The following is a 25,756-nucleotide window of genomic DNA, read 5'->3' as shown; positions in this document are numbered from 1 at the left end:
GAATACAGACAAGAGATAGGCAATGAGTGAAGTTGAAGCGCTGTCGGCAGATGTCCCCCAGGAGGTCAGCAGCCTATTGCTGCCCTTGCAGCAGGGGCAGTTGCTCGTGCCGGTAGACAGTCTGTCCGAGGTCATCGCAATGCAGGCCCCAATGACTGTGCAAAACGCTCCCGAATGGTACCTGGGAGACCTTATCTGGCGAGAGCAGCGGCTACCGCTGCTATCTTTTGACGTGATGCGTGGAAAGCCCCTCGGTACTACTACTGAGAACGGGCGGATCGCCGTTCTCAGCAGCGGTAATCCCAGTGGTGACTTGCCGTATTTCGCTCTGGTCTTGCAGGGCACGCCGCGCCTGGTACGGGTAACGCCGGATGAACTGGCGCTGCGCGAGCAGACCCTGAGTCCCGGCGAATTGATGCACGTGGCGCTCTCTGGTGAGGAGGCTGTGATTCCCGATTTACAGGGGTTGGAGCGGGCCTGTCTCAGGTATCATGATTTGCACTAAGGGGCCCAAAGGGCCCCATTTCTTTTTCCAAATGTTCTCCAGAGCTATAAAGTGCTCAAGGGCCTGCCGATACGAGGCTTAAAACAGTTCCTCGGGCAGAGATTCATTTGGCTGCTCTTGTCCAGGCATATCCATATCGTCGTCGGTATACCTGTTACGGTAGGGGTTGTAGGCTTCCCTGCTGGGAACCCGGTTGGTGCGGAAAATCTCGAACATGCCGCCATAGGAAGTACGCAGGCCATTTTTAGGGTTGATGCGCACAGTAACAATATCATCTGGTTGGGGCAGGTGACGCTCCGGTAACCCTTCCAAAGCCGCAGACATAAATTCGATCCAGATGGGCAGTGCGGCGGAACCGCCGTATTCATTCTTGCCCAGCTCGCCATAAGAGTCGAAGCCCACCCAAGCACTGGTTGCTAGGTGCGGGCTGTAGCCCGAGAACCACGCATCACGGGGACCGTTGGTGGTACCAGTCTTGCCGGCGATATCCCCGCGTTTCATGACCAGGGCTTTGCGCCCGGTTCCTTTCTTGATCACATCCTTGAGAATGGAGTCCATGATGTATGCGGTCTCCGGAGACATTGCGCGAGGTGCCAGGGGGAGCGCCTGAGACTTAGAGGGATCCAGCGGGCCAACTGGAAGCACATCCAGCTCCACGGGCTCCTTGCCCTGGTCGGGGCCCTCTTCTTCCACCTGTATTGCCGCTAGGTCAACAGGCTCCTCATTTGTGCCCAGTGAGACGTTGCCCGGCACTGGGCATTCGTTACAGACGGTGAGGGGCAGAGCTTGATAGAGCACCTGACCATTTACGTCCAGGACCCTGTCTACAAGATAGGGCTCCACCCGATAGCCGCCGTTGGCGAAGGCGGCATATCCACGTGCCATTTCTATCGGAGTTAGAGCGGAACTGCCAAGGGCAATAGTCAGGTTGCGCGCCAGCTTACTGCGCTCGAAACCGAAGCGTTCAACGAAGCCCAAGGCATAGTCGAGACCCAGGGCCTGTAGCAGGCGAATGGAGACCATGTTGCGCGACCTGTAAAGAGCCATGCGCAAGCGGGTAGGGCCAAGGAAGGTGCCACCATCGTTCTCCGGGCGCCACACATCCTGTAAATTGGTCTCCTCGAAAATGATTGGCGCGTCGTTAATGATACTGGCGGCTGTGTAGCCCCGTTCAATGGCAGATGCATAGATAAAGGGTTTGAAACTGGAACCCGGCTGGCGGGCGGCTTGCGTCACTCGGTTGAAGTGGCTCTGGCGGAAATCATAACCCCCAACCAGAGCGCGTATGGCGCCATCCTCGGGCGCTATAGAAACCAGGGCGCCCTGTGCGGCTGGTACCTGGGTCAGTTCCCATTCCTCCGTGACTTGCGGTTCCTGGGAGTCTAAATCTTCTTCGTCACTGGGACCGGCGAAAGGATCTGGTTCAATCACTTCTCCTATTGTGCTGAGTGCCTGGGACTCATTTTCAGGGGGCTTGGCATCATTTACCTCTATGCGGCGTAATCGTACTACATCACCGGGGGCAAACATCTTGTCCGCAGATTTCAAACGTGCCCCACGGGCACTTTCAGAGATATAAGGGCGGATGTTGCTTAGGCCATTTTCCCAGGGAACCTCAACCACCCGGCGGTCCCGTAGCTGCACCTGTAACTGCTTGGGTTCCACCACAGTTACCACACCGGGTTCCAAGCCCCCTAGGACGGGGATTTCGTTGAGCAAATCTATCAGTTGGTCACTATCATGCAGCAGCTCCGGTGGCAAACGCTGCTCGGGCCCGCGATAGCCGTGGCGAGCATCATAAGTTTCAAGTCCGTGCTGTAGGGCTTTGCGCGCTTCATCCTGCAATCGACTGTCGATTGTGGTAATGATCTGGAAGCCATCGGTATAGGCGCTGTCACCAAATAGTTCTACGGCCTCCTTGCGAGCCATCTCGGCAATGTACGGGGCATCCAAGTCCAGGTCGCGGCTGTGGTAGCTGGCGGTCACCGGTGCGGTAATAGAGTGTTTGTATTCATCCTGATCGATATAGTCCAGGTCGAGCATGCGCTTAAGTATCCAGTTTCGGCGCACTAGTGCCCGGGTTGGATTGGCGATTGGATTGAAGGTTGAGGGGGCTTTCGGCAGTCCGGCCATCATGGCCCACTGTGCCAGGTTAAGGTCTTTGATATCGCGGCCATAATAGACGTGAGCCGCGGCCTGGAAGCCATAGGCGCGATTGCCGAGGAATATCTTGTTGATATAAAGCTCAAGGATCTCATTCTTGCTGAGTTCCCGCTCAATTTGCAGGGACAGCAGGATCTCGTTGAACTTGCGGATAAAGCGTTGTTCCCGGCTCAGGAAGAAGTTGCGCGCCACCTGCATGGTCAGGGTGCTGCCCCCGGATTGGATGGAGCCGGTTTGGAGCAGTTGCGAGGCTGCTCGCATCAGGCCCTTGATTGAGACGCCATTGTGAGAGTAGAAGCTTGCGTCCTCGGCGGCGAGAACCGCTTTGATAAAGGGTTCTGGGGTCTGCTCAATGGTGATCGGGTTGCGTCGCTTCTCTCCGAATTCACCAATTAGCTTCATGTCTTGCGAATAGACTCGCAGAGGTGTCTGTAGGCGAATGTCGCGCAGGCTCTCCACGGAGGGCAGCCCGGGCTTTAAGTAAAGATAAATACTGGCGAGAGTCATGCCTGCGCCGGCGGTTCCGGCGAGACAGAGCCAGAGCAGTGCTAGTAGACGATTTCGGGCTTTTACGGTCATGAAACTGCTTCTGTGTACTTCAATTGAGTGATCCGGTGAATAATTATACGAATATTGTGCGCTATTACCTATGCAAATGCCGGTTGAAGCGGTAATTTAAAGTGCTATAACATCAAACTTTCATAACCCACGGAAAAGATAAGAAAAATGGGGATTTTCCCTTTTCTGGATAAAGGCCCTAAGGCCATGCTGGGACTCGATATTAGCTCTACTGCGGTAAAGTTGCTGGAGCTAAGTCGCAACGGTGATAAATATCGTGTCGAAAGTTACGCCGTGGAACCTCTACCTCCCAATGCAGTAGTAGACAAGAACATCAATGATATTGGTGCCACAGCGGAAGCGATCCGCAAAGTCATACGTCGCTCCAAGACCCGCTTACGTCGTGCTGCGGTGGCTGTTTCTGGCTCGGCAGTGATTACCAAGACCCTGGAAATGCCCGCGGATCTCTCTGATGAGGATTTGGAGGCACGTATCGCGCTTGAGGCTGACCAGTACATTCCCTATCCGCTAGAGGAGGTCAGCCTGGACTTTGAAGTTCAGGGTCCATCCGAAAAGGGTGAAGATCAGATGGAAGTACTGCTCGCGGCATGTCGCAGTGAAAATATTGAGCAGCGAATTTCCGCCCTCAGCGAAGCTGAATTGGAGGCGGGTGTAGTCGATGTGGAGGCATACGCCATCGAGCGGACCTACACGCTGTTGGAAGATCAATTTCCACCACAGGAGCAATTGGTGGTTGCTGTAGTGGATATCGGCGCCACAATGAGCGCACTGTCAGTGCTTGTTGATGGAAAGACGGTATACACACGTGAACAGCTATTTGGTGGCCGCCAGCTTACCGATGAGATTCAGCGCCGTTACGGTCTCTCCGCGGAGGAAGCGTCTCTTGCCAAGCACCAGGGAGGAAGTGGACTACCTGAGGATTACTATATAGAAGTTTTGGAGCCCTTCCGCGATGCCGTGATCCAGCAGGTTACTCGCTCACTGCAGTTCTTTTATTCATCCACATCATACAGCGATGTGGACTATATCCTCCTCAGTGGTGGTGTTGCCGCTATGGAGGGGCTCTCCGATCTGGTTGGAGAGAAACTTGGCAAACCTACTCTGGTAGCCAACCCTTTCCAGGGAATGAATATCTCCTCGCGAATAAACCGCCAGACCTTGGCCAATGAAGCACCAGCGCTAATGATCGCCGCTGGACTCGCGATGCGAGAGAAGGAGTACTGATATGGCCAAAATTAATCTACTTCCATGGCGTCAGGAGTACCGTGCACAGAAGCAAAAGGAGTTTCAGCAGGTAGCTTTATTGGTTGTATTCGTTGCAGCTGGGTGCGTATTTGGTTGGAAGTCAACAGTGAATAAGCAGCTTGACAACCAACATGACCGAAACCAGATGCTCCAGGTCAAAATTAATGCGCTCAATAAGCAAGTCAGTGAAATCAAAGATCTGAAGAAGCGTCGCCAGGAATTGATTGACCGTATGCGAGTGATTCAGGAGCTGCAGGGCAATAGACCTTTAGCCGTGCGCTATTTTGATGAGTTGGTCCAAGCTACCCCGGAAGGACTCTGGTTGAGCACCCTGAAGCGAGAGGGAAGTAGCCTGAAGATATCCGGAATTGCTGAATCCAATAACCGGGTTTCTTCTTTTATGCGGAACTTAGATCAGTCTGATTGGTATGACTCCCCAAATCTAACTGGCGTCACTGCGAGTCCAGCTTTTGGTGAACAAGCTAGTGCTTTTCAATTGGCGGTGAATCTCAGTGGACGTAAAAAAGAGAATGAACATGCCACTGAAGCAAATTAAAGGATTCTGATCATGGCGTTGGGGGATACGTTAAAGCAGCTTGAAAATCTGGATATCAATGATATCGATTTTAGCCGTGTCGGAGTTTGGCCCTTGCCTGGCCGTGTTGCGCTACTAACGATCATTACGGCAATCATAGTTGGTCTAGGGTATTACTTTTTAGTAAGTGATTTATATAGCAAGTTGAATGTTGCCGCTAATAAAGAGCAAGAGCTATTTACCCAGTTTGAAAATAAACAGTTTGAAGCTGCGAATCTGGATGCTTACCGGGAACAGCTGGAAGAAATGGAGGAGACTTTCGGTGCTCTTCTCAAGCAGCTACCCAAAGATACAGAGGTGCCAGGTTTACTTGAAGATATAGATGAGTATGGCCGTGGTAGCGGTTTAACGATTGAAAAAGTTGCCTTGCAAGATGAATTGGTGGGGGAGTTTTATGTGGAGCTGCCAATTAAGATTCAAGTTCAGGGTGGATACCATGAGTTTGGCTCTTTTATTAGTGGCATTGCGGGGATGCCGCGAATTGTAACTCTACATGACTTTAATATCTCAACGAATCGCGACGGTGGCGGTTTGCTCAATATGGTAATAAATGCCAAGACTTATCGCTATAAGGACCAGGGGGATGAGGAATGATAAAACTTTTCATCCTTGTTATAACAATTTTTACAGTTTCAGGCTGTAGCTTGAATACAGACCATTCTGACTTAAAAGAAAGAATGGCTGAGGTTGAGCGAAGGCCTAAGGGTCAGATAGAACCAATTCCGACGTTTACTCCCTATAGTCCTTATGTATACAGTGCAGCAGCACTGAGAAGCCCGTTTACCAGGCCCATATTGGAGTCAGAGCAACGCTTAGTGGGGAGGAAGCTGGATATTGCACCCGATATGAATCGCCGGCGGGAGTTACTTGAAGGTTTCAACTTTGACGCTCTTTCCATGGTGGGCACCTTGTCGCGGGATGGCCAGCTATGGGGCCTCATTGATGATGGTGCCGGAGGTATTCATCGGGTGACAGTTGGTAATTACCTTGGGAAAAATCACGGGCGTGTGGTAAATGCTAATGCTGACCAGCTCGACGTATTGGAAATTGTACCTGATGGCACTGGTGGCTGGATTGAGAGGCCGCGGGCACTGACGTTGGAAGAGAAGGACAACGGATAATGATTAACAAACAATTTGCCAGGTTTTTGGCTCCGTTTCAGCTATTATTGCTCGCTTTATTGGTGTTTCCAGCTGGCTTACATGCCCAAGTAAATCAGCTTAATGATATCCAATTCTCTGAATTGCCGGGAAGCCGGGTGCAATTACGCTTAACTTTTACGGAAGTGCCCCCCGAACCAACAGGTTATACGATTGAACAGCCGGCGCGAATCGTGATGGATTTTGCTGGTGTTGAAAGTGCGCTGCCACAGAAGAAATATTCTCTCGGGATCGGTGGAGCTAGAAGTGCGGTAATTGTCTCGAGTGAGGACCGAACCCGCATGATAGTAAACCTGGATCAGCTTCCGGTTTATACCAGTGAAGTTAAAGGCAACCAGTTAATAATGGAGATCGGTGCTGGCTCGGCTGGGCAGGCAACGGTGGCGGCTCCCTCGAGCCCAATGTCCCATGACAGTGGCTTTAATGTTGGAGGTGAAAAGCAGTTCCGCACTTCAGGTTCTGTGGCTATTAGTAATGTTGATTTTCGTCGTGGAGAGGAAGGGGAGGGCAAAATAATAGTCAGCCTGACCGATCCCGCAGTTAATATTGATGTAGAGCGCACCAAGGGGAAAATTTACTTAACTTTTCTAGGTGCCCAATTGCCTGAGTCACTACGTCAACGTCTTGATGTCACTGATTTTGCTACACCAGTAAATTCCATTGTCGTTGATTATGATGGGCAAAATACGGTTGTAGCTGTTGATCCGACCGATGTTGATTACGATTATCTCGCCTACCAGGCAGATACGGAATATGTACTCAGTGTTAAACCTCTCACTGCCGCCGAGATCCGGGAGAAGGAAAAAGAGTTCCAATATAATGGTAAGAAGTTGTCACTGAACTTCCAGGATATAGAAGTACGCTCTGTCCTTCAGGTAATTGCAGACTTTACAGATTTGAATCTTGTAGCTAGTGATACAGTTGAAGGGCGAATTACTTTACGACTTGACGGAGTACCCTGGGATCAGGCATTGGCTTTAATTTTGAAAGCAAAAGGCCTGGATAAGCGCCAGGAAGGCAGTGTAATTATGGTGGCGCCTGCCGCTGAAATTGCTGAGCGGGAGCGCCAGGAACTGGAAACCCGCAAACAACTTCAAGAGCTTGCTCCTCTTCGAACAGAATATATCCATGTCCGCTACGCCGATGCTGGAGAAATTTTCACTCTATTCTCTGGGAAGAATAATGGAAGCTCTGGACAGGGTGGTTTTACTGGAGGGAATACAGGAGGCTCAAGTAAGATGAGTATTCTATCCCCTCGTGGAAGTGCAATTGTAGATGAGAGAACGAACACAATTATACTGACAGATACGGAAGAAAAAATTGCACAGTTCCGCGAGTTGATAGAGGTTATTGATATCCCAATCCGACAGGTGATGATAGAAGCGCGCCTTGTTACAGCTAATAGTGACTTTGCCAGTGAGCTGGGTATTCAGTGGAATCATGTTGGCTTTGACGATATTAATGATACTACTGGTGGTCTTACTGCAGGGGGGCTCCTGCCAAATGACGATGATGATCTGGCAATTGTCGATGGCTCTTTAACGGCTGCCCCTAATAAATGGAATCCTTTGATGGTGGATCTAGGGGCTCCAGGTGCGGTCGGAAGTTTGGCTTATGCTATCCTGAAAGACAGTTTTTACCTGGGGCTTGAACTCTCGGCTATGGAGGATGTGGGTATGGCTGAAATAGTTTCCCAGCCCAAAGTAGTTACAGGGGATAAGCAGGAAGCGACAATCCAATCTGGTGTGGAAATTCCTTATTTGGAGAGAACTTCTTCAGGTGCTGCATCTATTGCTTTTAGGGAGGCCGTATTGGAACTCACGGTACTTCCCCAAATTACCCCAGATAACAATATTATCATGGCATTAAATATTGAGCAGAATAGTGTTGGTGAATTGATTGAGGTAAGTGATCTCGCATCAATACCCTCAATTAATGTGAACAATCTGTCTACTAAAGTGCTGGTGCGAAATGGTGAGACTATTGTCTTGGGTGGGATATTTGAAAGTAATACCCTAGAAAGTGAAACTAAAGTGCCTTTGTTGGGGGATATTCCTTATTTAGGTAATTTATTTAAGAGAAGTATCCGCACCGATGACAAGCGTGAACTCTTAATGTTCATCACGCCTCGTATCATGGAAGACGAGACCTTTTACGCTAAGTGATTAACCGCTCTATATTCCTGGTCGGCCCCATGGGGGCCGGCAAATCTACTATCGGTAAATTGCTAGCCGCGCAATTGCAGCTGCCGTTTGCCGATACTGATAAGGTCTTGGAAGAAAGAACTGGCGCGGATATCCCCTGGATTTTTGATGTAGAAGGAGAAGCTGGTTTCCGTCGCCGGGAAAGTGAGGTTCTCGAAGAGCTTTGCCTTGGAGAGTGCCAGGTTATCGGTACTGGTGGTGGAATAGTGCTACTTGAGGAGAATCGTAGGCAACTCCAAAAGTATGGCCATGTTATCTATCTGCAAGCCAGTGTAGAACAGCTATTTGAGCGCACCTCCAAAAACAGCAACCGACCACTTCTGCGGGTTCCCGATCCGCGCGCGCGTATCGAAGAAATATTGCGCGAGCGCGAACCTCTCTATCGCGAGGTAGCCGATGTTATTTGCGATACCGACAACCTAACACCCAAGCAGGCTGCGGCTCTGGTGGTTGAGCGGTTGCACGGCTCCCTCTCCCAATAACCTTTTTGCACTCTGTGCTAAAGTGCCTCTCATTTACTCAATTCGCTGAATCTCAGCGGCGGCGGGAAGGAGAGCACAATGCATTGCCTGAATGTGGAGTTGGGGGAGCGTAGCTATCCCATTATTATCGGTTCAAAACTCCTGGGTGATTCACAGTACCTGCTGCCCTATATACGTGGACAGCAGATTTGTATTGTTACCAATGAAACTGTCGCGCCCCTGTATCTCCAACAATTACTCAAGGGGCTGTCCAGCTTCGATAAGGTTGACGTTGTCGAGTTACCCGATGGCGAGTCCTTTAAGACCCTCGATACACTAAATCGCATTTTCGATACTTTGCTGGAGCAGCGTCATAACCGCACAACAACCCTAATTGCGTTGGGTGGCGGTGTCGTTGGAGATATGTGTGGTTTTGCTGCAGCTTGCTATCAACGCGGCGTTGATTTCATTCAAGTGCCTACGACTCTCCTCGCACAGGTCGACTCCTCTGTCGGCGGCAAAACCGGTGTAAATCACCCACTTGGTAAAAATATGATTGGGGCTTTTTACCAGCCGCGCCTGGTCTTGGCGGATATGGATACCTTAACGACATTGCCTGATAGGGAGTTCTCAGCTGGCATTGCTGAAGTCATTAAGTATGGCCTGATTTGCGATGAACCATTTTTTTCCTGGATTGAGAAAAATATCGACGCCCTGTTGAGCCGTAATCCACAGGCGCTGGCCTACGCTGTCGATCGCTGTTGCCGGGATAAGGCCGAAGTAGTGGCCAGTGACGAGCGTGAGGCTGGAGGTCGTGCCATATTGAATTTTGGCCACACATTTGGTCATGCCATTGAAGCCGTTCAAGGCTATGGACGTTGGTTACACGGCGAGGCGGTTGCCGCAGGAATGATGATGGCACTGGAGCTATCGCGACTGCAAGGCGATGTAGATGATGATCTGCTGGTGCGGGTTCGTAGCCTTCTGACTAAAGCCCAACTACCGCAGCAATCCCCCGCGGATATGACCGTTGATCATTTCTTGCAGGCTATGCGGGTGGATAAAAAGGTGGTGGATGGGAAACTGCGATTGGTACTGCTAAGGGCACTGGGTGATGCAAAAGTGGTTGATGATACACCGAGGGAAAAGGTTATAGAGGCGCTAAAGAACTGCGGTGCCAAGTGATGATTACCTCAAAAGACCCCGGAAACGGAGGACTAGATAACTAGAATTTGCCGATACAGGAAATGTATCTGCTTAATTGGTATTTGGCAGATAAAAAAACTGCAAAAGATTGAAAATCCAGTGTTAGACAAGTAATATTGCGCCCCCCCGACAATAATGGCGGGGCATGACGACCGCCAACAAGAACAATAAAGAAAGCCCCACCAGAGGGCTTTTTTTATCTTGGGATCTTTTAGCTAAGGACCGCAGGAGAGCGCAGCGCAAGCTTTGAGCATTTTTTGCCCATAACAGGTAGAGCTTTGGAATTACCTGAGGTCCCCCAATCGATAGTGACGAGGAATTCTATGGGTAGCAGTCTGTATCAGTTGGATGAGTTCAAAGACAACTGCGGTTTTGGTCTGATCGCTCATTTACATGGTGTGGCGAGCCACAAGTTGGTGCAGACAGCCATTGAGTCCCTTACTTGCATGACCCACCGCGGTGGTATTGCTGCCGATGGAAAAACAGGTGACGGCTGTGGCCTCCTGCTACAGAAGCCTGATGCATTTCTGCGCGGCGAAGCCCGCGACCTGTTTGGTGCTGAACTGACGGATGCCTATGCGGTAGGTTCGGTAATGTTGCCTCTCGATGAGGGTGAAGCCCAAAGCGCTCGCGTAACGATAGAGAAAGAGCTGGAGGCCCAAGGATTGCAAGTCGTCGGCTGGCGTACCCTGCCAACCAACTCTGAGTGCCTCGGGCCCATTGCCCATGACTGTCAGCCACGCTTTGAACAACTGCTGATCAATGATGCCGAGGACCCGCTGGGAGAGGCTCGCTTCAATGCGCGTTTATATGTTGCGCGTCGCAAGGCTGAGCAGCAGTTGAGTAGCGATGTATATATTGCCAGCCTTTCTACTAGTGTTCTTTCGTACAAAGGCTTAATGATCCCCGCGGACCTGCCAAAGTTCTTCCCGGAGTTAGCCGACCCGCGCCTGGAAACTGCAATTTGTGTGTTCCACCAGCGCTTCTCTACCAATACCATGCCGCGCTGGCCGTTGGCGCAGCCATTTAGGATGCTGGCTCACAATGGTGAGATCAATACCATTACTGGCAACCGCAACTGGTCGGTAGCTCGTACCAACAAGTTTGTCACAGAGCTGATCCCGGAGCTGGATGAGCTGGCTCCACTGGTAAACCGTGAGGGTTCCGACTCTTCCAGTCTGGATAACATGCTGGAAATGCTGCTTGCTGGCGGGATGGAGTTACACCGTGCGCTGCGCATGTTGGTACCTCCTGCATGGCAAAATGTTGAGGGCATGGACGCAGATCTGCGCGCCTTTTACGAATATATTTCCATGCATATGGAGCCCTGGGATGGGCCAGCCGGTCTGGTAATGACGGATGGCCGCTATGCGGTGTGTACTCTCGACCGCAATGGTCTGCGCCCATCCCGATGGGTGATTACCAAAGACGATATTATTACCGTGGCCTCGGAGATCGGGGTTTACGATTATGCGCCTGAAGACGTGGTGGCCAAGGGGCGGCTGGGGCCCGGCCAGATGCTTTCTGTGGATACTCTGGAGGGCAAGCTGTACCACACCGCCGATATCGACAATTTGCTCAAGCGCGCCCAGCCCTATAAGCGTTGGTTGAAGGAAAAGGCGCGACGCATTCGCTCAAAACTGGTTACTGCCCCTGTAGATAACAATTTTTCCCACCAACAGTTCAAGGTTTACCAAAAACTATTCAGTTCCTCGCTGGAGGAGCGCGATAAGGTGGTGCGCCCGATGGCGGAAGCCGGCCAGGAAGCGGTCGGCTCCATGGGGGACGATACGCCGATGGCGGTTTTATCCCGCTACAACCGCTCCCTTTACGATTACTTTCGCCAGCAGTTTGCCCAGGTTACAAACCCGCCGATAGATCCGTTGCGCGAAACTGTAGTGATGTCCCTGGAGACCTGCCTGGGGCGTGAGAAATCAGTATTTGAAGAGACGCCAGCACATGCAGACCGGGTGATACTGTCTTCCCCGGTTCTGTCCCATATGAAATACACCGCATTGCTATCCTTGGATCGCCCCGGCTTTGATGCGGAAATATTCGACCTGAATTACGACCCTGCAGAACTGGACCTGAAAACCGCAATTGAGAGGCTGTGTGCGCGGGTTGAGGCTTCAGTCCGAGCCGGTACAGTAATCGCAGTGCTTTCTGACCGCGATATTCGCAAGGGCCAGCTGCCTATTGATGCTCTGCTCGCCACCGGTGCGGTACACCATCATTTGGTGCACGCCGGCCTGCGTTGTGATTCCAATGTAGTGGTGGATACCGCCAGTGCTAGAGATGCGCACCAACTGGCCTGTCTAGTGGGTGTTGGTGCCACAGCTGTGCACCCCTATTTCTCTTACAGCATTATCAATCATCTGATCGATACTGGTGAATTGCTGCTGGATGCCGCAGAAGCGCAGAAGAATTATCGCAATGGCATTATCAAAGGGTTGCTGAAAATCCTATCGAAAATGGGAATTTCCACGGTGGCCTCGTATCGGGGCGCCCTTCTGTTCGAACTGGTGGGGCTCTCCAGAGAAGTAGTGGATCTGTGTTTCCCCGGTGCGCCAACCCGTATCGAGGGTGCCGGTTTTGCTGAACTGGAATCGGATATGGCATCGCGTGCCAGTATTGCCTGGAAGGCGCGCAAGCCGGTTTCTCCTGGAGGGCTGCACAAATACGTGCACGGCCAGGAGTACCACACTTTTAATCCGGATGTTGTGACCGCGCTGCGCCGCGCTGCCAGTACTGGGGACTATTCCGCTTGGCGTGATTATGCGGAATTGGTAAATCAGCGTCCGGTAGCAACCCTGCGGGATATGCTCGGATTTAAAGAAAATATTGAGCCAGTACCTCTGGAAGAGGTGGAGCCAATTGCGCAAATTGTGCGCCGCTTTGATTCTGCCGCTATGTCTTTGGGGGCCCTGTCGCCTGAGGCTCATGAATCACTGGCCCAGGCAATGAACCGGCTGGGAGGCCGTTCCAATAGTGGTGAGGGTGGTGAAGACCCGGCACGCTTTGGCACTGATAAAGTCTCCAAGATCAAACAGATCGCTTCCGGTCGCTTTGGGGTAACACCGCACTATCTGGTGAGTGCCGAAGTATTGCAGATCAAGGTGGCCCAGGGTGCCAAGCCCGGTGAAGGAGGTCAGTTGCCCGGCGGTAAGGTAAATGGCCTGATCGCACGCCTGCGTTATTCAGTGCCCGGCGTGACGCTAATTTCGCCGCCACCTCACCACGATATCTATTCCATCGAGGATCTTGCCCAGCTGATTTTCGACCTGAAGCAGGTCAACCCGGATGCGCTAGTGTCGGTGAAACTGGTTTCGCGCCCGGGCGTTGGCACCATCGCTGCAGGTGTGGCCAAGGCTTATGCGGATCTGATAACCATCTCCGGGTACGATGGCGGCACTGCGGCTAGCCCCATAACCTCTATCCGTTATGCGGGATCTCCATGGGAGTTGGGCTTAGCTGAAACCCATCAGACCCTCCGTGCGAATGATTTGCGCGACAAAGTGCGAGTGCAAACTGACGGTGGTTTAAAGAGCGGTCTCGATGTGATCAAAGCAGCCATCCTGGGAGCCGAGAGCTTTGGCTTTGGTACTGCACCTATGGTGGCTATTGGCTGTAAGTATCTGCGTATCTGTCACCTGAATAACTGTGCTACCGGCGTTGCTACCCAGCGTAAGAATCTGCGCGATGAACACTATATCGGCACCGCTGAGATGGCGATGAATTTCTTCCGTTTCATTGCCCAGGAGACCCGCGAATGGATGGCGCGGTTGGGAGTGCGCAGTGTGGAGGAGCTGGTCGGCCGTGTGGATCTGTTGCGAGTGTTGGAAGGAGAGACCGACAAACAGAAGAAGCTCGATCTTTCGCCACTGCTGCATAGCGATGAGCTGCTCGATAGCAAACCGCAAACCTGCCAGTCTGCCAGGAATGAGCCCTGGGACAAGGGCGAACTGGCCGAGCGAATGGTGGAAGAGATTTTGCCTTTCATTGAGAAACTTGCTGGTGGCGAGTTCAGCTATGACGTAACCAACTGTGACCGCTCCCTGGGGGCAAGGCTGTCCGGTGAGATCGCCAAGCGTCATGGTAATCAGGGCATGGTAGAAGCACCGATCAAGCTACAGCTTAAAGGGGTGGCAGGGCAGTCGTTCGGTGTTTGGAATGCCGGTGGCTTGGAGATGTATCTGGAAGGGGATGCTAATGATTACGTCGGCAAAGGTATGGCCGGTGGCAAGCTGGTGATACGACCACCTGAGAACAGTACCTTCGCCTCCGAGGAGACCAGTATCGTCGGCAATACCTGTCTGTATGGCGCTACCGGGGGCAAGCTATTTGCTGCGGGCCGTGCTGGGGAGCGTTTTGCCGTGCGTAACTCTGGTGCTTTTGCCGTGGTAGAGGGAGCTGGCGATCATTGCTGTGAATATATGACCGGTGGCATGGTTGCAGTACTAGGTCGCACCGGCTTTAACTTTGGTGCCGGTATGACCGGTGGCTTTGCCTATGTACTCGACATGGAACGGGATTTCTTCGACCGTTGCAACCATGAGTTGATTGAGTTACGCCGTATTAGCAGTGAAATTCTTGAGCCGCATCAGAGCCACCTGCGCGAGGTGATAGAAGAATATGCTGCCGAAACCGGTAGCGCCTGGGGCGCGGAGCTGCTGGATAACTTTGATGAATACCTGAGTCGTTTCTGGCTGGTAAAACCCAAGGCGGCGAGCCTTGCGGATCTTCTTTCTGACGTGCGCAAGCGCGGCGAATAAGGCTGGGGTGGAGAAACAGTATGAAAGACAGACTGAATAACGATTTCCAGTTTATCGACGTGTCCCGCATCGATCCGCCAAAGAAGGACATCATCACTCGCACTAATGAGTTTGTAGAAATCTACCAGCCCTTCAGTGAGAACCAGGTAGCCAGCCAAGCACACCGATGCCTGGACTGCGGCAACCCCTACTGTGAGTGGAAGTGCCCGGTGCACAACTATATTCCCAACTGGCTGCAATTGATCAGTGAGGGGAATGTGATTGAGGCGGCGGAGCTTTGCCATGAAACAAATACGTTGCCAGAAGTCTGTGGACGCGTTTGCCCACAAGATCGACTTTGTGAAGGCGCTTGCACCCTTAACGATGGTTTTGGTGCCGTAACTATCGGCAATGCCGAAAAGTACATTACCGATACGGCTTTTGCGCTGGGCTGGCGGCCGGATCTGAGTCATGTGGAAAAAACGGGCAAGAAGGTTGCGATTGTTGGTGCCGGCCCCGCGGGCCTGGGTTGCGCCGATATCCTCGTGCGCAACGGCGTGCAGCCGGTAGTATTCGACAGGCACCCAGAGATCGGTGGCTTAATTACTTTCGGTATCCCGGAGTTCAAACTGGAAAAGTCAGTGATGCAGAAGCGTCGCGAGGTTTTTGTGGGGATGGGGGTGGAGTTTTGCCTCAATACCGAAGTGGGCAAGGACATCAGCTTCGAACAACTGCTCAGCGATTATGATGCGGTATTCCTTGGAATGGGTACCTACAACTTTATGAAGGGCGGCTTCCCTGGCGAAGACCTTTCAGGGGTTCACGATGCCCTGCCATTCCTGGTGGCCAATGTGAACCGCAATATGGGTTGGGAGAAAGACCCCTCGGAATTTGTACCTGTGGAGGGTAAGCGTGTAGTAGTACTCGGTGGTGGCGATACCGCTATGGACTGTAACCGCAGTGCCATTCGCCTGGGCGCCAAGAGCGTCACCTGCGCCTACCGCCGCGATGAAGAAAATATGCCCGGCTCCCGCAGAGAAGTGGCCAATGCCAAAGAAGAGGGCGTGCAATTCCTTTTCAACCGCCAGCCAGTGGAAATTGTCGGTGACGGCAAGGTTGCTGGAGTTAAGGTGGTGACAACGAAATTGGGTGAGCCAGATGAGAATGACCGTCGTCGCCCACAGGTTGTGCCTGAGTCGGAGGAGGTGATCCCCGCCGATATTGTATTGGTAGCCTTCGGCTTCCGCCCTAGCCCGGCGGGGTGGTTTACTGAACACAATATTACGGTCGCCGATTGGGGTGGCGTCGTCGCTCCGGAAAAGCAGAAGTACAAGTTCCAGACTTCAAATGAGAAGGTCTTCGCTGGCGGTGATATGGTGCGCGGCTCCGATTTGGTGGTTACCGCTATTTGGGAGGGGCGTCAGGCCGGTGAGGGTATCCTCGACTACCTGGATATCTGATGGGTCTCGCAGGTTAGGAGAGGGGGACACCCCTCTCCATACTTCTCTTTGTTGATCTTCCCTATCAGCTCAAGGCTGCACACCGCTATATTTTTGCCACTCTATTTATAGTGGCCCCGCCCCCTGTACAATGGCCGCTTTTTAGCCCGCTCGGTGTGCATATGTCTGATACCAAACCGTCCGAATTGAAAAACGACCGCTTCCTTCGCGCCCTGCTACGCCAGCCTGTGGATCGAACGCCAGTGTGGATGATGCGCCAGGCGGGTCGCTATCTGCCAGAGTATCGCGCAAGCCGGGCCGAAGCTGGTAGTTTTATGGACTTGTGCCGCAACACCGAACTGGCTTGCGAGGTGACACTGCAACCCTTGGAGCGCTATCCCCTAGATGCGGCAATCCTGTTTTCCGATATCCTTACTATCCCCGATGCCATGGGACTGGGACTCTATTTTTCTGAGGGCGAAGGCCCGAAGTTCCATAAACCTCTGCGTACTGCGGCAGATATTGAGTCACTGGAAGTGGTTAACAGTGAGCGGGACCTGGATTACGTGATGAATGCTGTGTCCACCATTCGCCGGGAGCTGAATGGGCGTGTACCGCTGATAGGTTTTTCCGGCAGCCCCTGGACCCTGGCCACCTATATGATTGAGGGTGGCTCCAGTAAGGATTTCGCCCGCTGCAAAGAAATGCTCTATAACCGCCCAGAGTTAATGCACCAGCTGCTATCAGTATTGGCCGATTCTGTAACCGACTACCTGAATGCGCAGATACGTGCCGGTGCCCAAGCTGTGCAGATCTTTGATACCTGGGGTGGAGCGCTGAGCCACAGTGCCTACCGCGAGTTCTCCTTGCAGTATATGGCGCGTATCCTCGGTGGCTTGATTAAGGAAGTCGACGGCCGTCGTGTACCCGCCATCCTGTTCACCAAAGGCGGTGGGCAGTGGTTGGAGGCGATGGCGGAGACTGGTGCCGACGCACTGGGCCTGGATTGGACTACAGATATTGGCAGTGCCCGCGCCCGTGTCGGTGAGCGAGTGGCCCTGCAGGGCAACCTTGACCCCTCAGTCCTCTATGCCAGCCCCGAGCGTATCCGCCAGGAAGTGGAATCTATTCTGCGGGCATTTGGTCGTGGTAGTGGTCATGTATTTAATCTCGGTCACGGAATTACTCCAAAGGTCGATCCTGCGCACGCCGGCGCCATGATTGAGGCGGTAGTGGAGCTTTCTGCGAAGTATCACGTCTAAGTGTTCCAACTGGTGTCTGAGTCTGTGAATGCGGTCTCACTTTGGGCGGGTGCTCGTCAATATCTCTCCGTGATATAAATGTGCGCCTGCCCAAAGAGTCCCGATAGAGGCACTCTGCTCCTTAGCATTGGGCAGTTTTCAAGTAATTATCTCAGTAGTCGGCACCTCTCCAAGTGGCAATCGAACAGGCAAAAATCTCCGTCGGTGACCTACAGCGCGGCATGTTTGTTTCCAGGCTAGACAAGCCCTGGACACAGACACCTTTTGCGCTGCAGGGCTTTTATATTCGCGACCTGGAGGAGATACGGCAGCTGCAAAAATACTGCCGCTTTGTCTATGTGGATGTTCACAAGACCGTTGGCAGTGCTGGTGCGACTCTACGTCGCCTGGTCGGTGGCAGCGGTGCCGGCGCAGCTGGCCAAGGCCGCAATGCTCCCCGCGTAACTATCCCCTGTCGTCCTGTGGCGATTTCCCATAAGGCATACCCAATGCCACAGCCTGCCCGTCGCGAAGCCAGCAATGCACGCAAACTGCATGGGCAGATATTGCAGGGCATGGGTGAGGTAATGGGGTTGGTGGCCAGCAACCGGCCGCTACCGGTGCAACAGGTCAATCGGGTGGTGGAAGATCTGGTGGAAAGTGTGTTGCGCAGTCCCGATGCCTTCGCCTGGCTGGCGCGGGTGCGGGATAAAGATGAGCATACCTATAGCCACTCAGTGAGGGCGAGTATCTGGGCGGTACTGTTTGGCCGTCATATCGGACTGGGAAGACGGGAGCTATTACAGCTGGGGGTGGCGACCCTTCTCAAGGATGTCGGTAAATTGGCTATCCCGGCTGAAGTGTTGCAAATGAAGCAACGCGATCCGCGCAGTGAGCTGGAGTATCGAAAGTTTGTTCAGCACAGTGTGCGCATGCTCTCCGCCGATGCTCAGGTTGACCCCCAGGTAATCAATATTGTGCGCTGCCACCGCGAACGCCATGATGGCAGTGGTTATTCAGATGGCCTGCGGAGCGACAAGATACCCGTGTTGGCGCGTATGTGCGGAATCGTGACCTTTTACGATGAAGCGACTAACCCCCGTGGCGTCAGCGAACCTGTAGCCCCTTCTCGCGCTGTGGCCAGTTTGTATGATCTGCGCGGTATTGCCTATCAGGAGCAGCTGGTAGTGGAGTTTATTCAGGCGATAGGCCTTTACCCAACGGGTACCCAGGTGGAGCTTTCCAGTGGTGAAGTGGGCGTGGTAGTGGAGCAAACTTACGACCGTCGCCTCAGGCCCAAGGTGATGATTATCTTGGATGAACACAAACGTCAGTTGAATAAACCTCGCCTTCTCGATCTGGCTGAGGCTGAGGATCGTGCGAAGAAGCTGATTGAGCGGGGTAAGATGAGCGCTCAGGAGCAAGTGAGAATCTTGCGTGATATCGAGCCCGGTGCTTACCCCCAGGTGGATACAGCTGCGGTGCGGGATAATTATTTGTTTAAAGGTAATGGGCAGCTATCCCGGTTGATTTCTCGTCTGGCGAAATAACAGCTGCTACCCACTACCTAAATTATCCATGATGGGCGGTGTAAGTCGCCCCTTCAAGTTCAGTCTTTCTCAGCGAGTAGATTGCCGAAGTGCTCTCCCATTCGTACCGGGGTTTCCGCATTCAGGGAGTCAAGCCAGCGTACCTGATCCGCGCCGAACAGCATAATAACTGTGGACCCCAGCTTAAAGCGGCCCATCTCTTCGCCCTTTTTCAGGTGGATTGGCGAGGTGTTGAGATAATTGGTGCTGCGCACATCGCGCTTGTGTGGAGTTACCTGGCCCGCCCATATGGTTTCAATACCGGCAACAATCATAGCGCCCACAAGAATCATGGCCATGGGGCCTGCCACGGTATCGAATACACACACCAGCCGCTCATTGTGGGCGAACAAGCGCGGCACATTTTCCGCTGTTACTGTGTTGACTGAAAAGAGTTGGCCTGGCACGTAGGTCATATTGCGCAGGGTACCGGCCACAGGCATATGCACACGGTGGTAATCTTTGGGTGACAGATAAATCGTGGCGAAATGGCCGTCGTTAAACTGTGCTGCCAGCTCCGGATCCCCGCCCACAAGCTCGAGCAGGCTGTAGTCGTGTCCCTTGGCCTGGAATATGCGGCCGTTGTGGATGCCGCCCAGTTGGCTGATGGCACCATCCGCCGGACAGGCAAGGCTGTGCTCGCCGGTGATAATGGGACGTGCGCCTTCTTTTAGTTCGCGGGTGAAAAAATCGTTAAAGGTGCGATAGGCGGTACAGTCGGTCTCCTTTGCCTCCTGCATATTGACGCCGTACTTATCCACAAACCAGCGGGTAAAGGGGTCTTTGATCGATTTGATTTGTGTGTTCGCCAGCCAGCCGGCAGCGCGGGACAAGGCGTGCTGCGGAGTCAGGTACTGCAGTGCGGTAAAGAGTTTTGGGTTCATAGAATTACAACGTTTCTTGATGATTCTTACTGTTCTACCGGTGTATCGGGCAGGTTACCCCACTCGCTCCAGGAACCGGGGTAGGCGCATATATCGAAGCCTAGGGATTTACCCACCAGCCAGGTGAAGCCAGAGCGGTGGTGGCTTTGACAATGGGTAACGATCTTGTGCTTGTCGTCAATTCCCAGCTTGGCGAGAAATTCCCGTGCATCGGCGCGGATACGCATGTCTCGCTGGGGATCCATAAGCTGGGTCCATTCGCAGTTGATAGCACCGGGAATATGACCACCTTTCATGGCCAATACCCGTTCACCAGAATATTCTTGCGGTGAGCGCGCATCCCAAATAATAAAATCCGGGTTGCCTAGCTGTGCCTGAATTTGTTCGGTGTCAATGGATGGGGCTGAATCGATGGATATTTTAATATCGCTGGGGTTGGTCTGCGGCTCGTCAGTGGAAAGAGGCAGGCCAGCACTGCGCCAGGCGTGCATGCCACCATTCAGATAGCTGTAGTTATGGTGGCCGATCATCTCCAGGGTCCACAGAAAGCGTCCAGCCCAGCCGCCCCCTTCATCATCGCAGGCGACGACATGGGTTTCTGGACGCAAGCCAATTGCACGGAATATTTGGGTCAACTGTTCCAGGTCTGGCAATTTCCCGGGCGCTGGAGGAGTGCCGGCCATCAAAGCCTGGAAAGGCAGGTGCAAGGCGCCAGGAATATGGCCGCTCAGATAGTTTTGGTTGGAGCTGAGGTCGACAATTAGAAGTTCCTCGCGCTCTAGCTCGGCAGCGAGATCTTCCGCTTCGATAATCAGGTTCAAAATTTATTCTCCGATTCCAGGCTGTTGCGCAGGTGTAAGAAACTGTTCATGCGGCGCTCGCTGATATCGCCACTGGCCAGTGCTTCGTGGATGGCGCAACCAGGTTCACCCTGGTGACGGCAGTCCCTGAAGCGACAGTGGCCGATAAAGGGGCGGAACTCTACAAAACCTTCCAGCAGCGCAGTTTCCTCCATATGCCAGAGGCCAAATTCACGGATGCCAGGGGAGTCTATCAAATCGCCGCCACTTGGCAGGTGAAACAGTTCCGCCGCAGTAGTGGTGTGGGTGCCTTTCAAGGTGGCTTGTGAAAGCGCACCAGTACGTGCGCCGGCACTTGGGAGCAGTGCGTTCACCAATGATGATTTTCCCACGCCGGATTGTCCTACAAAAACACTGCTGCCCAGGGCCAGGGTTTCCAGTAATTGGGGTAAGCCCTCACCGGTTTTGGTGGAGAGTTTTAGCACCGGATAACCCAGGTCTGGGTAAGGGGCCAGCAACTCATCCAGTGCTTTGCGGTTACTGTCGTTGATCAGGTCGATTTTGTTGAGCAATAAAATAGGTGGAATGCCGGTGGTTTCTGCCGCTACCAGGTAGCGATCGATAGCATTGGCGAAGGGCTCGGGATAGGGTGCTATAACGATGACAATACGATCGATATTGGCGGCCACGGTTTTTAAATCGCCGTAGCGATCTGGTCGCTGCAATTCCGATGTACGGGGTAGGCGTGCACCGACCACACCATAGCCACCATCGCTATCACTCGTGGCCGGGCGCCAGGCAACATGATCGCCGGTCACCAATGTCTCAATGTTGGCACGCAGGTGGCAGCGCTGGCGCAGGGAGGAGTCCCTTTCACTCTCCACCAATATCTGGGTGCCATAATTGGCGATCACCAGGCCGGTTTGTTCCTGGGCCAGTTGGCCTTCATCCATCGCTTGTTCCGCCGACTGCTCGCGCTTGCGTGCGCGCGCCTCGCGTTCCTGCTGGATTTTGGAGATACGCCACTGCTGGCGTCGGTTCAATTTGCGTTTACTCATGCATTGGCACCTGGGGATCAGCGGCGGATTATAGCTATTGCTGGGTAGTTACGGTAACTTGCGCGGAAAGTTTGAGGAGACCCCCTGTGGATCAGAACAACCTGATTTGGATCGATCTGGAGATGACCGGCCTCAATCCAGAGAAAGAGCGCATTATCGAGATCGCTACTATTGTGACCGATTCGCGTCTAAATGTTCTCGCTGAAGGCCCTGCGATGGTAATTCACCAGAGTGATGTGCTGTTGAATGCAATGGATGATTGGAACACCGAGCAGCATGGTGGATCTGGTCTGGTAGCACGGGTGAAAGAGTCGGCCATATCCGAGCGAGAGGCAGAGCGCGAAACTATAGAGTTCTTGCGCCACTGGGTACCGGAGGGTGCGTCCCCTATGTGTGGTAACTCTATCGGCCAAGATCGCCGCTTTTTAGTCAAATATATGCCGCAGTTGGAATCCTACTTCCACTATCGCAACCTGGATGTGAGTTCGGTGAAGGAGCTGGCCAGGCGCTGGCGCCCGGAAGTGCTGGAGGGGGTGAAAAAGCACAGTAACCACCTGGCTCTTGATGATATCCGTGACTCGATCGAAGAGCTGCGCCATTACCGTGAGACTTTTTTCCGGCTCTAATCCTTGCCCCTTGGCTTTGTATGTCGTTGCGTTCCCTATTTGGGAGCGCGCTTGATCTTGCGCTTGCGCTTTCGGCCACCACGCAGGCGTGCCAGGGCCCAGTCGATATGTTCAAGCACCAGCGGTGTGGCGGTTGGCCGGGCCTGTTCCAGGGTATCCAAAACCGCATCGATGGGTTCGCCATTGCCGAGGGCAACCGCCAGATTGCGCTGCCAGCGCTCGTAACCAATACGGCGAATGGGCGAGCCTTCAGTTTTGCGCAGAAACTCCTCTTCGCTCCAGTTGAATAGTGCCAGTAACTCGCCGTTATCCAGTCCGTGGCGCGGGTGGAAATCCTGTTCGGCAGTGGGTTTGGCGAATTTGTTCCAGGGGCAGATTGTCTGGCAGTCGTCGCAGCCAAATACACGGTTTCCGATGGGCTCGCGAAATTCCTCGGGTATCGGCCCTTTATTTTCGATGGTCAGGTAGGAGATACAGCGGCCCGCATCCAGGGTCCGAGGACCGATAAAGGCATCGGTTGGGCATACCCGGAGACAGGCTACACAGTCGCCGCACTCATCGGCGAAGTCACCTTCGTCGACAGGTAGCGGTAGGTTGGTATAGATTTCGCCGAGGAAAAAGAACGACCCGGCCTTAGAGTTAATCAGTAAGCAGTTCTTGCCTATCCAGCCGAGCCCAGCCTTACGAGCTAATGCTCGCTCCATTACCGGGGCACTATCGGTAAATGCGCGCCCTTTGGATTCGATCCCGTGCTCGGCACAGAAGGCATCTATTTTTTTGGTTAGATTCGCCAGGCGCTTGCGAATCAGCTTATGGTAATCGCGGCCAGTGGAGTAGCGGGAAATATAGGCTTTGCTCGAATCTTTCAGCACTTTAATTGGCTGAGTGTCCGGAGGAAGGTAATCCAGGCGTGCGCTTATAACACGGACAGTCCCTTCTTCCAGTAAACCAGGGCGCCAGCGCTTTTCCCCGTGTGCACTCATCCATTCCATATCCGCGCTGTAACCGGCATCAATCCATGCTTGTAGGCGCTCGCCATCCTCCTCCAGCTGGCAATCAGTAATGCCAATTTGCTGAAAGCCCAGCTCCCGCCCCCAGATTTTAATCAGGTCGGCTAATTCTGCGAGCAGTGATTTGGTCATAGGTAAAAGCGGCTCGATATCCCATGCAAGCACATTGACTGGCCGGGGCGGTATACTCTGCTGGCAGTGCAACTGACAGCGATGCAATCGCCTATTTTGCCACAGATGAATTCTTGACCACATTGCGGGAGCCGCATGGACACGCCTCAACCTTTGTACAGTGCCGAATCGGTCCGGGAACTCGACCGACAAACCATAGCAGCGCTGGAAATTCCATCCATTCGATTAATGAAACGTGCCGGCCGCGCGGCCTTCAAGCATTTGCAGGCACAGTGGCCTGATATTGGCCGTATACAGGTCTTTTGTGGCGGCGGTAATAATGGTGGGGATGGCTATGTGGTTGCGGCCCTGGCAGCGCAAAAAAAGATCCCGGTTACGGTTTATGCCTGTACTGAGCCGGATAAGCTGAAAGGTGATGCGCATGAAGCCTGCGAATACGCCCGCCGAGAAGGCGTACAGGTGCTGACTTCCTTAGCAGAGTTGGACAATGCCGATGGCAACACCCTGATCGTGGATGCTCTGCTTGGTACTGGGTTTAGTGGGGCACTGCGCGTGGATGTCGCCCATGCGGTGGAGAGAATTGAGAAGAGTCCTGGGCCGGTATTGGCTGTGGATATCCCGTCCGGTCTAAGCGCCGATATGGGAACCGCTGACCTCGCCGTACATGCGGATATGACGGTGACTTTTATCGGGCGCAAACTCGGCCTCTATTGTGGTCGAGGCCCGGCGCTATGCGGTGAGGTCCAGTTCGAGGATCTGGGCGCGCCAGCGCAGGCCTACTGTGATGTTGATGCCGCAGTGCACCGCTACACGGCGGAGGGTATTAAACGCTTGCCAGTGCGTGCTGCGGACACCTTTAAAAATCAGTTTGGCCATATTCTGATCGTCGGAGGCGATAGCGGCTTTGGCGGTGCTGCACTTATGGCTGCTCAGTCCAGCGCGCGGGCTGGAGCCGGTCTGATTTCTCTGGCTACTCGCCCTGAGCACCTCTCTGCAGCTTTGACTCGTTGTCCTGAAGTTATGGCTCATCCGGTAATTTCCGGCCAGGAGCTGGAGCCACTGCTGGACGGCCCCAGTGTTATAGCTGTCGGTCCCGGCCTCGGGCGCTCGCCCTGGAGCGAACAGCTGTTAGCCCGCGCGGGGCGAGCAGAGGTGCCATTAGTGGTGGATGCGGATGCGTTAAATATCCTGTCCGAAGGGCGGGTATTGGCCGGCGTGAAACGGAATGATTGGGTACTGACCCCCCATGTGGGAGAGGCGGCACGCCTGCTCGGTTGTGACACTGACGATGTACTGGCCGATCCCCGTGAAGCAGCTGCCGCAGTTCAGGAAAAGTTCAGTGGTGTGGTGATACTTAAGGGCGCAGGTACCCTGATTGCCCACGATGGTGGTGTAGATCTGATAAATAGCGGTAATCCGGGTATGGCCTCTGGTGGTATGGGCGATCTGCTTACCGGTATCGTTGCTGCACTGATCGGGCAGCACTTGCCCCTGGTTGAAGCGGCCCGTCTGGCAGTTTGGCTGCATGGAGAAGCCGGTAATCGCGCTGCTGAGGATGGCCAGCGAGGTTTGTTGGCCACTGATTTACTGCCTTGGATTCGACGATTGGTAGATTGATAGTGAGTGAACTCAAATTACATTTGGCGGACGAAGAAGCAACAGTCGCCAGTGGAGAGGCGCTGGGGCGCGCATGCCTGGCAAGTGGCCTGCAGCATGGACTGACGCTGTATCTGAATGGCCAGTTGGGTGCGGGGAAAACCACTTTTTGTCGCGGCGTTTTAAGGGCTTTTGGTCATGATGGTGCAGTAAAGAGTCCCACCTATACGTTGGTAGAGCCCTATGAGCTGGGTACGCAACGAATTTATCATTTCGATCTCTACCGGCTGGGTGACGCCGAGGAGCTGGAGTTTATGGGGGTGCGGGATTATTTCGCCGCCCACAGTCTGAGTCTGGTGGAATGGCCGGAGCGCGGGGCTGGCGTATTGCCGGAGCCGGATTTGCAACTGGACCTGGAGGTGCCAGATAGCGGTAGACAGTTATTGCTGACTGCTCACTCCAAACAGGGCGCGGCAGTGCTCGATACGCTGGAAAAATTGCTGCAATAGTAT

At 53.4% G+C, this 25,756-nt stretch carries 20 protein-coding genes; 15 read left to right on the top strand and 5 right to left on the bottom strand.

Translation table 11 applies throughout. The features are described from left to right. Nucleotides 1-22 precede the first annotated feature (22 nt). Nucleotides 23-505, top strand: a complete 483-nt coding sequence (locus tag ACCI49_RS05220; protein WP_371837921.1) for a chemotaxis protein CheW — start codon at nt 23-25, stop codon at nt 503-505. Between the two features lie 78 nt (nt 506-583). Here the strand turns inward: ACCI49_RS05220 and ACCI49_RS05215 are convergent, their stop codons facing one another. Continuing rightward, the gene (locus ACCI49_RS05215) at nt 584-3,247 is read right to left on the bottom strand and encodes a penicillin-binding protein 1A (RefSeq protein WP_371837920.1); all 2,664 of its coding nucleotides are present in this window, start codon (nt 3,245-3,247) and stop codon (nt 584-586) included. Between the two features lie 147 nt (nt 3,248-3,394). Here ACCI49_RS05215 and ACCI49_RS05210 point away from each other — a divergent pair, with 147 nt between their 5' ends. From ACCI49_RS05210 to ACCI49_RS05160, 11 genes are all read left to right on the top strand, one after another. Beyond that, the gene (locus ACCI49_RS05210; protein ID WP_371837919.1) at nt 3,395-4,471 is read left to right on the top strand and encodes a pilus assembly protein PilM; all 1,077 of its coding nucleotides are present in this window, start codon (nt 3,395-3,397) and stop codon (nt 4,469-4,471) included. A 1-nt stretch (nt 4,472) separates the two neighbouring features. After that, nucleotides 4,473-5,048, top strand: coding sequence for a PilN domain-containing protein (locus tag ACCI49_RS05205; RefSeq protein ID WP_371837918.1), 576 nt, complete (start codon nt 4,473-4,475; stop codon nt 5,046-5,048). A 12-nt stretch (nt 5,049-5,060) separates the two neighbouring features. After that, nucleotides 5,061-5,681: a type IV pilus inner membrane component PilO gene (locus tag ACCI49_RS05200; RefSeq protein WP_371837917.1), complete on the top strand. Its 621-nt coding sequence runs from the start codon at nt 5,061-5,063 to the stop codon at nt 5,679-5,681. Further along, entirely contained in the window at nt 5,678-6,208 is a 531-nt protein-coding gene (locus tag ACCI49_RS05195) for a pilus assembly protein PilP (protein WP_503629699.1), read from the top strand. The genes ACCI49_RS05200 and ACCI49_RS05195 overlap by 4 nt, the downstream gene beginning before the upstream one ends. Next, nucleotides 6,208-8,412: a type IV pilus secretin PilQ gene (locus ACCI49_RS05190; protein ID WP_371837915.1), complete on the top strand. Its 2,205-nt coding sequence runs from the start codon at nt 6,208-6,210 to the stop codon at nt 8,410-8,412. Before ACCI49_RS05195 ends, ACCI49_RS05190 begins: the two co-directional genes overlap by 1 nt. Next, on the top strand, nt 8,409-8,933 hold the full coding sequence (aroK, locus tag ACCI49_RS05185; protein WP_371837914.1) for a shikimate kinase AroK: 525 nt from the start codon (nt 8,409-8,411) through the stop codon (nt 8,931-8,933). Before ACCI49_RS05190 ends, aroK begins: the two co-directional genes overlap by 4 nt. Nucleotides 8,934-9,011: 78 nt before the next feature. Beyond that, on the top strand, nt 9,012-10,097 hold the full coding sequence (aroB, locus tag ACCI49_RS05180; RefSeq protein ID WP_371837913.1) for a 3-dehydroquinate synthase: 1,086 nt from the start codon (nt 9,012-9,014) through the stop codon (nt 10,095-10,097). A 344-nt stretch (nt 10,098-10,441) separates the two neighbouring features. After that, nucleotides 10,442-14,890, top strand: coding sequence for a glutamate synthase large subunit (gene gltB / locus ACCI49_RS05175; RefSeq protein ID WP_371837912.1), 4,449 nt, complete (start codon nt 10,442-10,444; stop codon nt 14,888-14,890). Nucleotides 14,891-14,910: 20 nt separating this feature from the next. Next, the gene (locus ACCI49_RS05170) at nt 14,911-16,329 is read left to right on the top strand and encodes a glutamate synthase small subunit GltD family protein (RefSeq protein WP_371837911.1); all 1,419 of its coding nucleotides are present in this window, start codon (nt 14,911-14,913) and stop codon (nt 16,327-16,329) included. A gap of 161 nt (nt 16,330-16,490) precedes the next feature. Further along, a complete protein-coding gene (gene hemE, locus ACCI49_RS05165) occupies nt 16,491-17,570 on the top strand; it encodes a uroporphyrinogen decarboxylase (protein ID WP_371837910.1) in 1,080 nt (359 codons plus the stop codon). Nucleotides 17,571-17,743: 173 nt separating this feature from the next. Next, the gene (locus tag ACCI49_RS05160) at nt 17,744-19,099 is read left to right on the top strand and encodes an HD-GYP domain-containing protein (protein ID WP_371837909.1); all 1,356 of its coding nucleotides are present in this window, start codon (nt 17,744-17,746) and stop codon (nt 19,097-19,099) included. Between the two features lie 59 nt (nt 19,100-19,158). On the opposite strand, the gene asd is transcribed toward ACCI49_RS05160, so the two are convergent. From asd to rsgA, 3 genes are read right to left on the bottom strand one after another with little or no spacing between them, the layout of a single operon-like run. Next, a complete protein-coding gene (gene asd, locus ACCI49_RS05155) occupies nt 19,159-20,022 on the bottom strand; it encodes an archaetidylserine decarboxylase (RefSeq protein ID WP_371837908.1) in 864 nt (287 codons plus the stop codon). Between the two features lie 26 nt (nt 20,023-20,048). Continuing rightward, nucleotides 20,049-20,843, bottom strand: a complete 795-nt coding sequence (locus tag ACCI49_RS05150) for a sulfurtransferase (protein ID WP_371837907.1) — start codon at nt 20,841-20,843, stop codon at nt 20,049-20,051. Then, a complete protein-coding gene (gene rsgA, locus ACCI49_RS05145) occupies nt 20,840-21,880 on the bottom strand; it encodes a small ribosomal subunit biogenesis GTPase RsgA (protein ID WP_371837906.1) in 1,041 nt (346 codons plus the stop codon). The genes ACCI49_RS05150 and rsgA overlap by 4 nt, the downstream gene beginning before the upstream one ends. Before the next feature lie 86 nt (nt 21,881-21,966). On the opposite strand from rsgA, the gene orn reads away from it, so the two are divergent. Continuing rightward, complete coding sequence (orn, locus tag ACCI49_RS05140; protein WP_371837905.1) at nt 21,967-22,506, top strand: oligoribonuclease; 540 nt, start codon at nt 21,967-21,969, stop codon at nt 22,504-22,506. Between the two features lie 35 nt (nt 22,507-22,541). Here orn and queG read toward each other — a convergent pair whose 3' ends face one another. Next, nucleotides 22,542-23,648, bottom strand: a complete 1,107-nt coding sequence (gene queG, locus ACCI49_RS05135; protein ID WP_371837904.1) for a tRNA epoxyqueuosine(34) reductase QueG — start codon at nt 23,646-23,648, stop codon at nt 22,542-22,544. 135 nt (nt 23,649-23,783) lie between these two features. Here queG and ACCI49_RS05130 point away from each other — a divergent pair, with 135 nt between their 5' ends. Beyond that, nucleotides 23,784-25,265 carry an NAD(P)H-hydrate dehydratase gene (locus tag ACCI49_RS05130; RefSeq protein WP_371837903.1) on the top strand — a complete coding sequence of 494 codons (1,482 nt, stop codon included), beginning with the start codon at nt 23,784-23,786 and terminating at the stop codon, nt 25,263-25,265. Between the two features lie 2 nt (nt 25,266-25,267). Then, the gene (gene tsaE, locus ACCI49_RS05125) at nt 25,268-25,753 is read left to right on the top strand and encodes a tRNA (adenosine(37)-N6)-threonylcarbamoyltransferase complex ATPase subunit type 1 TsaE (protein WP_371837902.1); all 486 of its coding nucleotides are present in this window, start codon (nt 25,268-25,270) and stop codon (nt 25,751-25,753) included. Nucleotides 25,754-25,756: the final 3 nt, after the last annotated feature.

The sequence above is a fragment of the Microbulbifer epialgicus genome (genome assembly GCF_041447265.1).
GTDB lineage: Bacteria > Pseudomonadota > Gammaproteobacteria > Pseudomonadales > Cellvibrionaceae > Microbulbifer > Microbulbifer epialgicus.
Note: the sequence above shows the minus strand (reverse complement) of the source record. Positions and strands in the feature narration are given on the sequence as shown.

Excerpts from the sequence above, each read along its gene's own strand:
- ACCI49_RS05205 (WP_371837918.1), top strand. The coding sequence starts at position 4,473 with ATGGCCAAAATTAATCTACTTCCATGGCGTCAGGAGTACCGTGCACAG.
- aroB (WP_371837913.1), top strand. The coding sequence starts at position 9,012 with ATGCATTGCCTGAATGTGGAGTTGGGGGAGCGTAGCTATCCCATTATT.
- ACCI49_RS05220 (WP_371837921.1), top strand. The coding sequence starts at position 23 with ATGAGTGAAGTTGAAGCGCTGTCGGCAGATGTCCCCCAGGAGGTCAGC.
- ACCI49_RS05200 (WP_371837917.1), top strand. The coding sequence starts at position 5,061 with ATGGCGTTGGGGGATACGTTAAAGCAGCTTGAAAATCTGGATATCAAT.
- hemE (WP_371837910.1), top strand. The coding sequence starts at position 16,491 with ATGTCTGATACCAAACCGTCCGAATTGAAAAACGACCGCTTCCTTCGC.
- ACCI49_RS05130 (WP_371837903.1), top strand. The coding sequence starts at position 23,784 with ATGGACACGCCTCAACCTTTGTACAGTGCCGAATCGGTCCGGGAACTC.
- queG (WP_371837904.1), bottom strand. The coding sequence starts at position 23,648 with ATGACCAAATCACTGCTCGCAGAATTAGCCGACCTGATTAAAATCTGG.
- rsgA (WP_371837906.1), bottom strand. The coding sequence starts at position 21,880 with ATGAGTAAACGCAAATTGAACCGACGCCAGCAGTGGCGTATCTCCAAA.
- ACCI49_RS05210 (WP_371837919.1), top strand. The coding sequence starts at position 3,395 with ATGGGGATTTTCCCTTTTCTGGATAAAGGCCCTAAGGCCATGCTGGGA.
- ACCI49_RS05215 (WP_371837920.1), bottom strand. The coding sequence starts at position 3,247 with ATGACCGTAAAAGCCCGAAATCGTCTACTAGCACTGCTCTGGCTCTGT.
- ACCI49_RS05170 (WP_371837911.1), top strand. The coding sequence starts at position 14,911 with ATGAAAGACAGACTGAATAACGATTTCCAGTTTATCGACGTGTCCCGC.
- ACCI49_RS05195 (WP_503629699.1), top strand. The coding sequence starts at position 5,678 with ATGATAAAACTTTTCATCCTTGTTATAACAATTTTTACAGTTTCAGGC.
- ACCI49_RS05190 (WP_371837915.1), top strand. The coding sequence starts at position 6,208 with ATGATTAACAAACAATTTGCCAGGTTTTTGGCTCCGTTTCAGCTATTA.
- gltB (WP_371837912.1), top strand. The coding sequence starts at position 10,442 with ATGGGTAGCAGTCTGTATCAGTTGGATGAGTTCAAAGACAACTGCGGT.
- asd (WP_371837908.1), bottom strand. The coding sequence starts at position 20,022 with ATGAACCCAAAACTCTTTACCGCACTGCAGTACCTGACTCCGCAGCAC.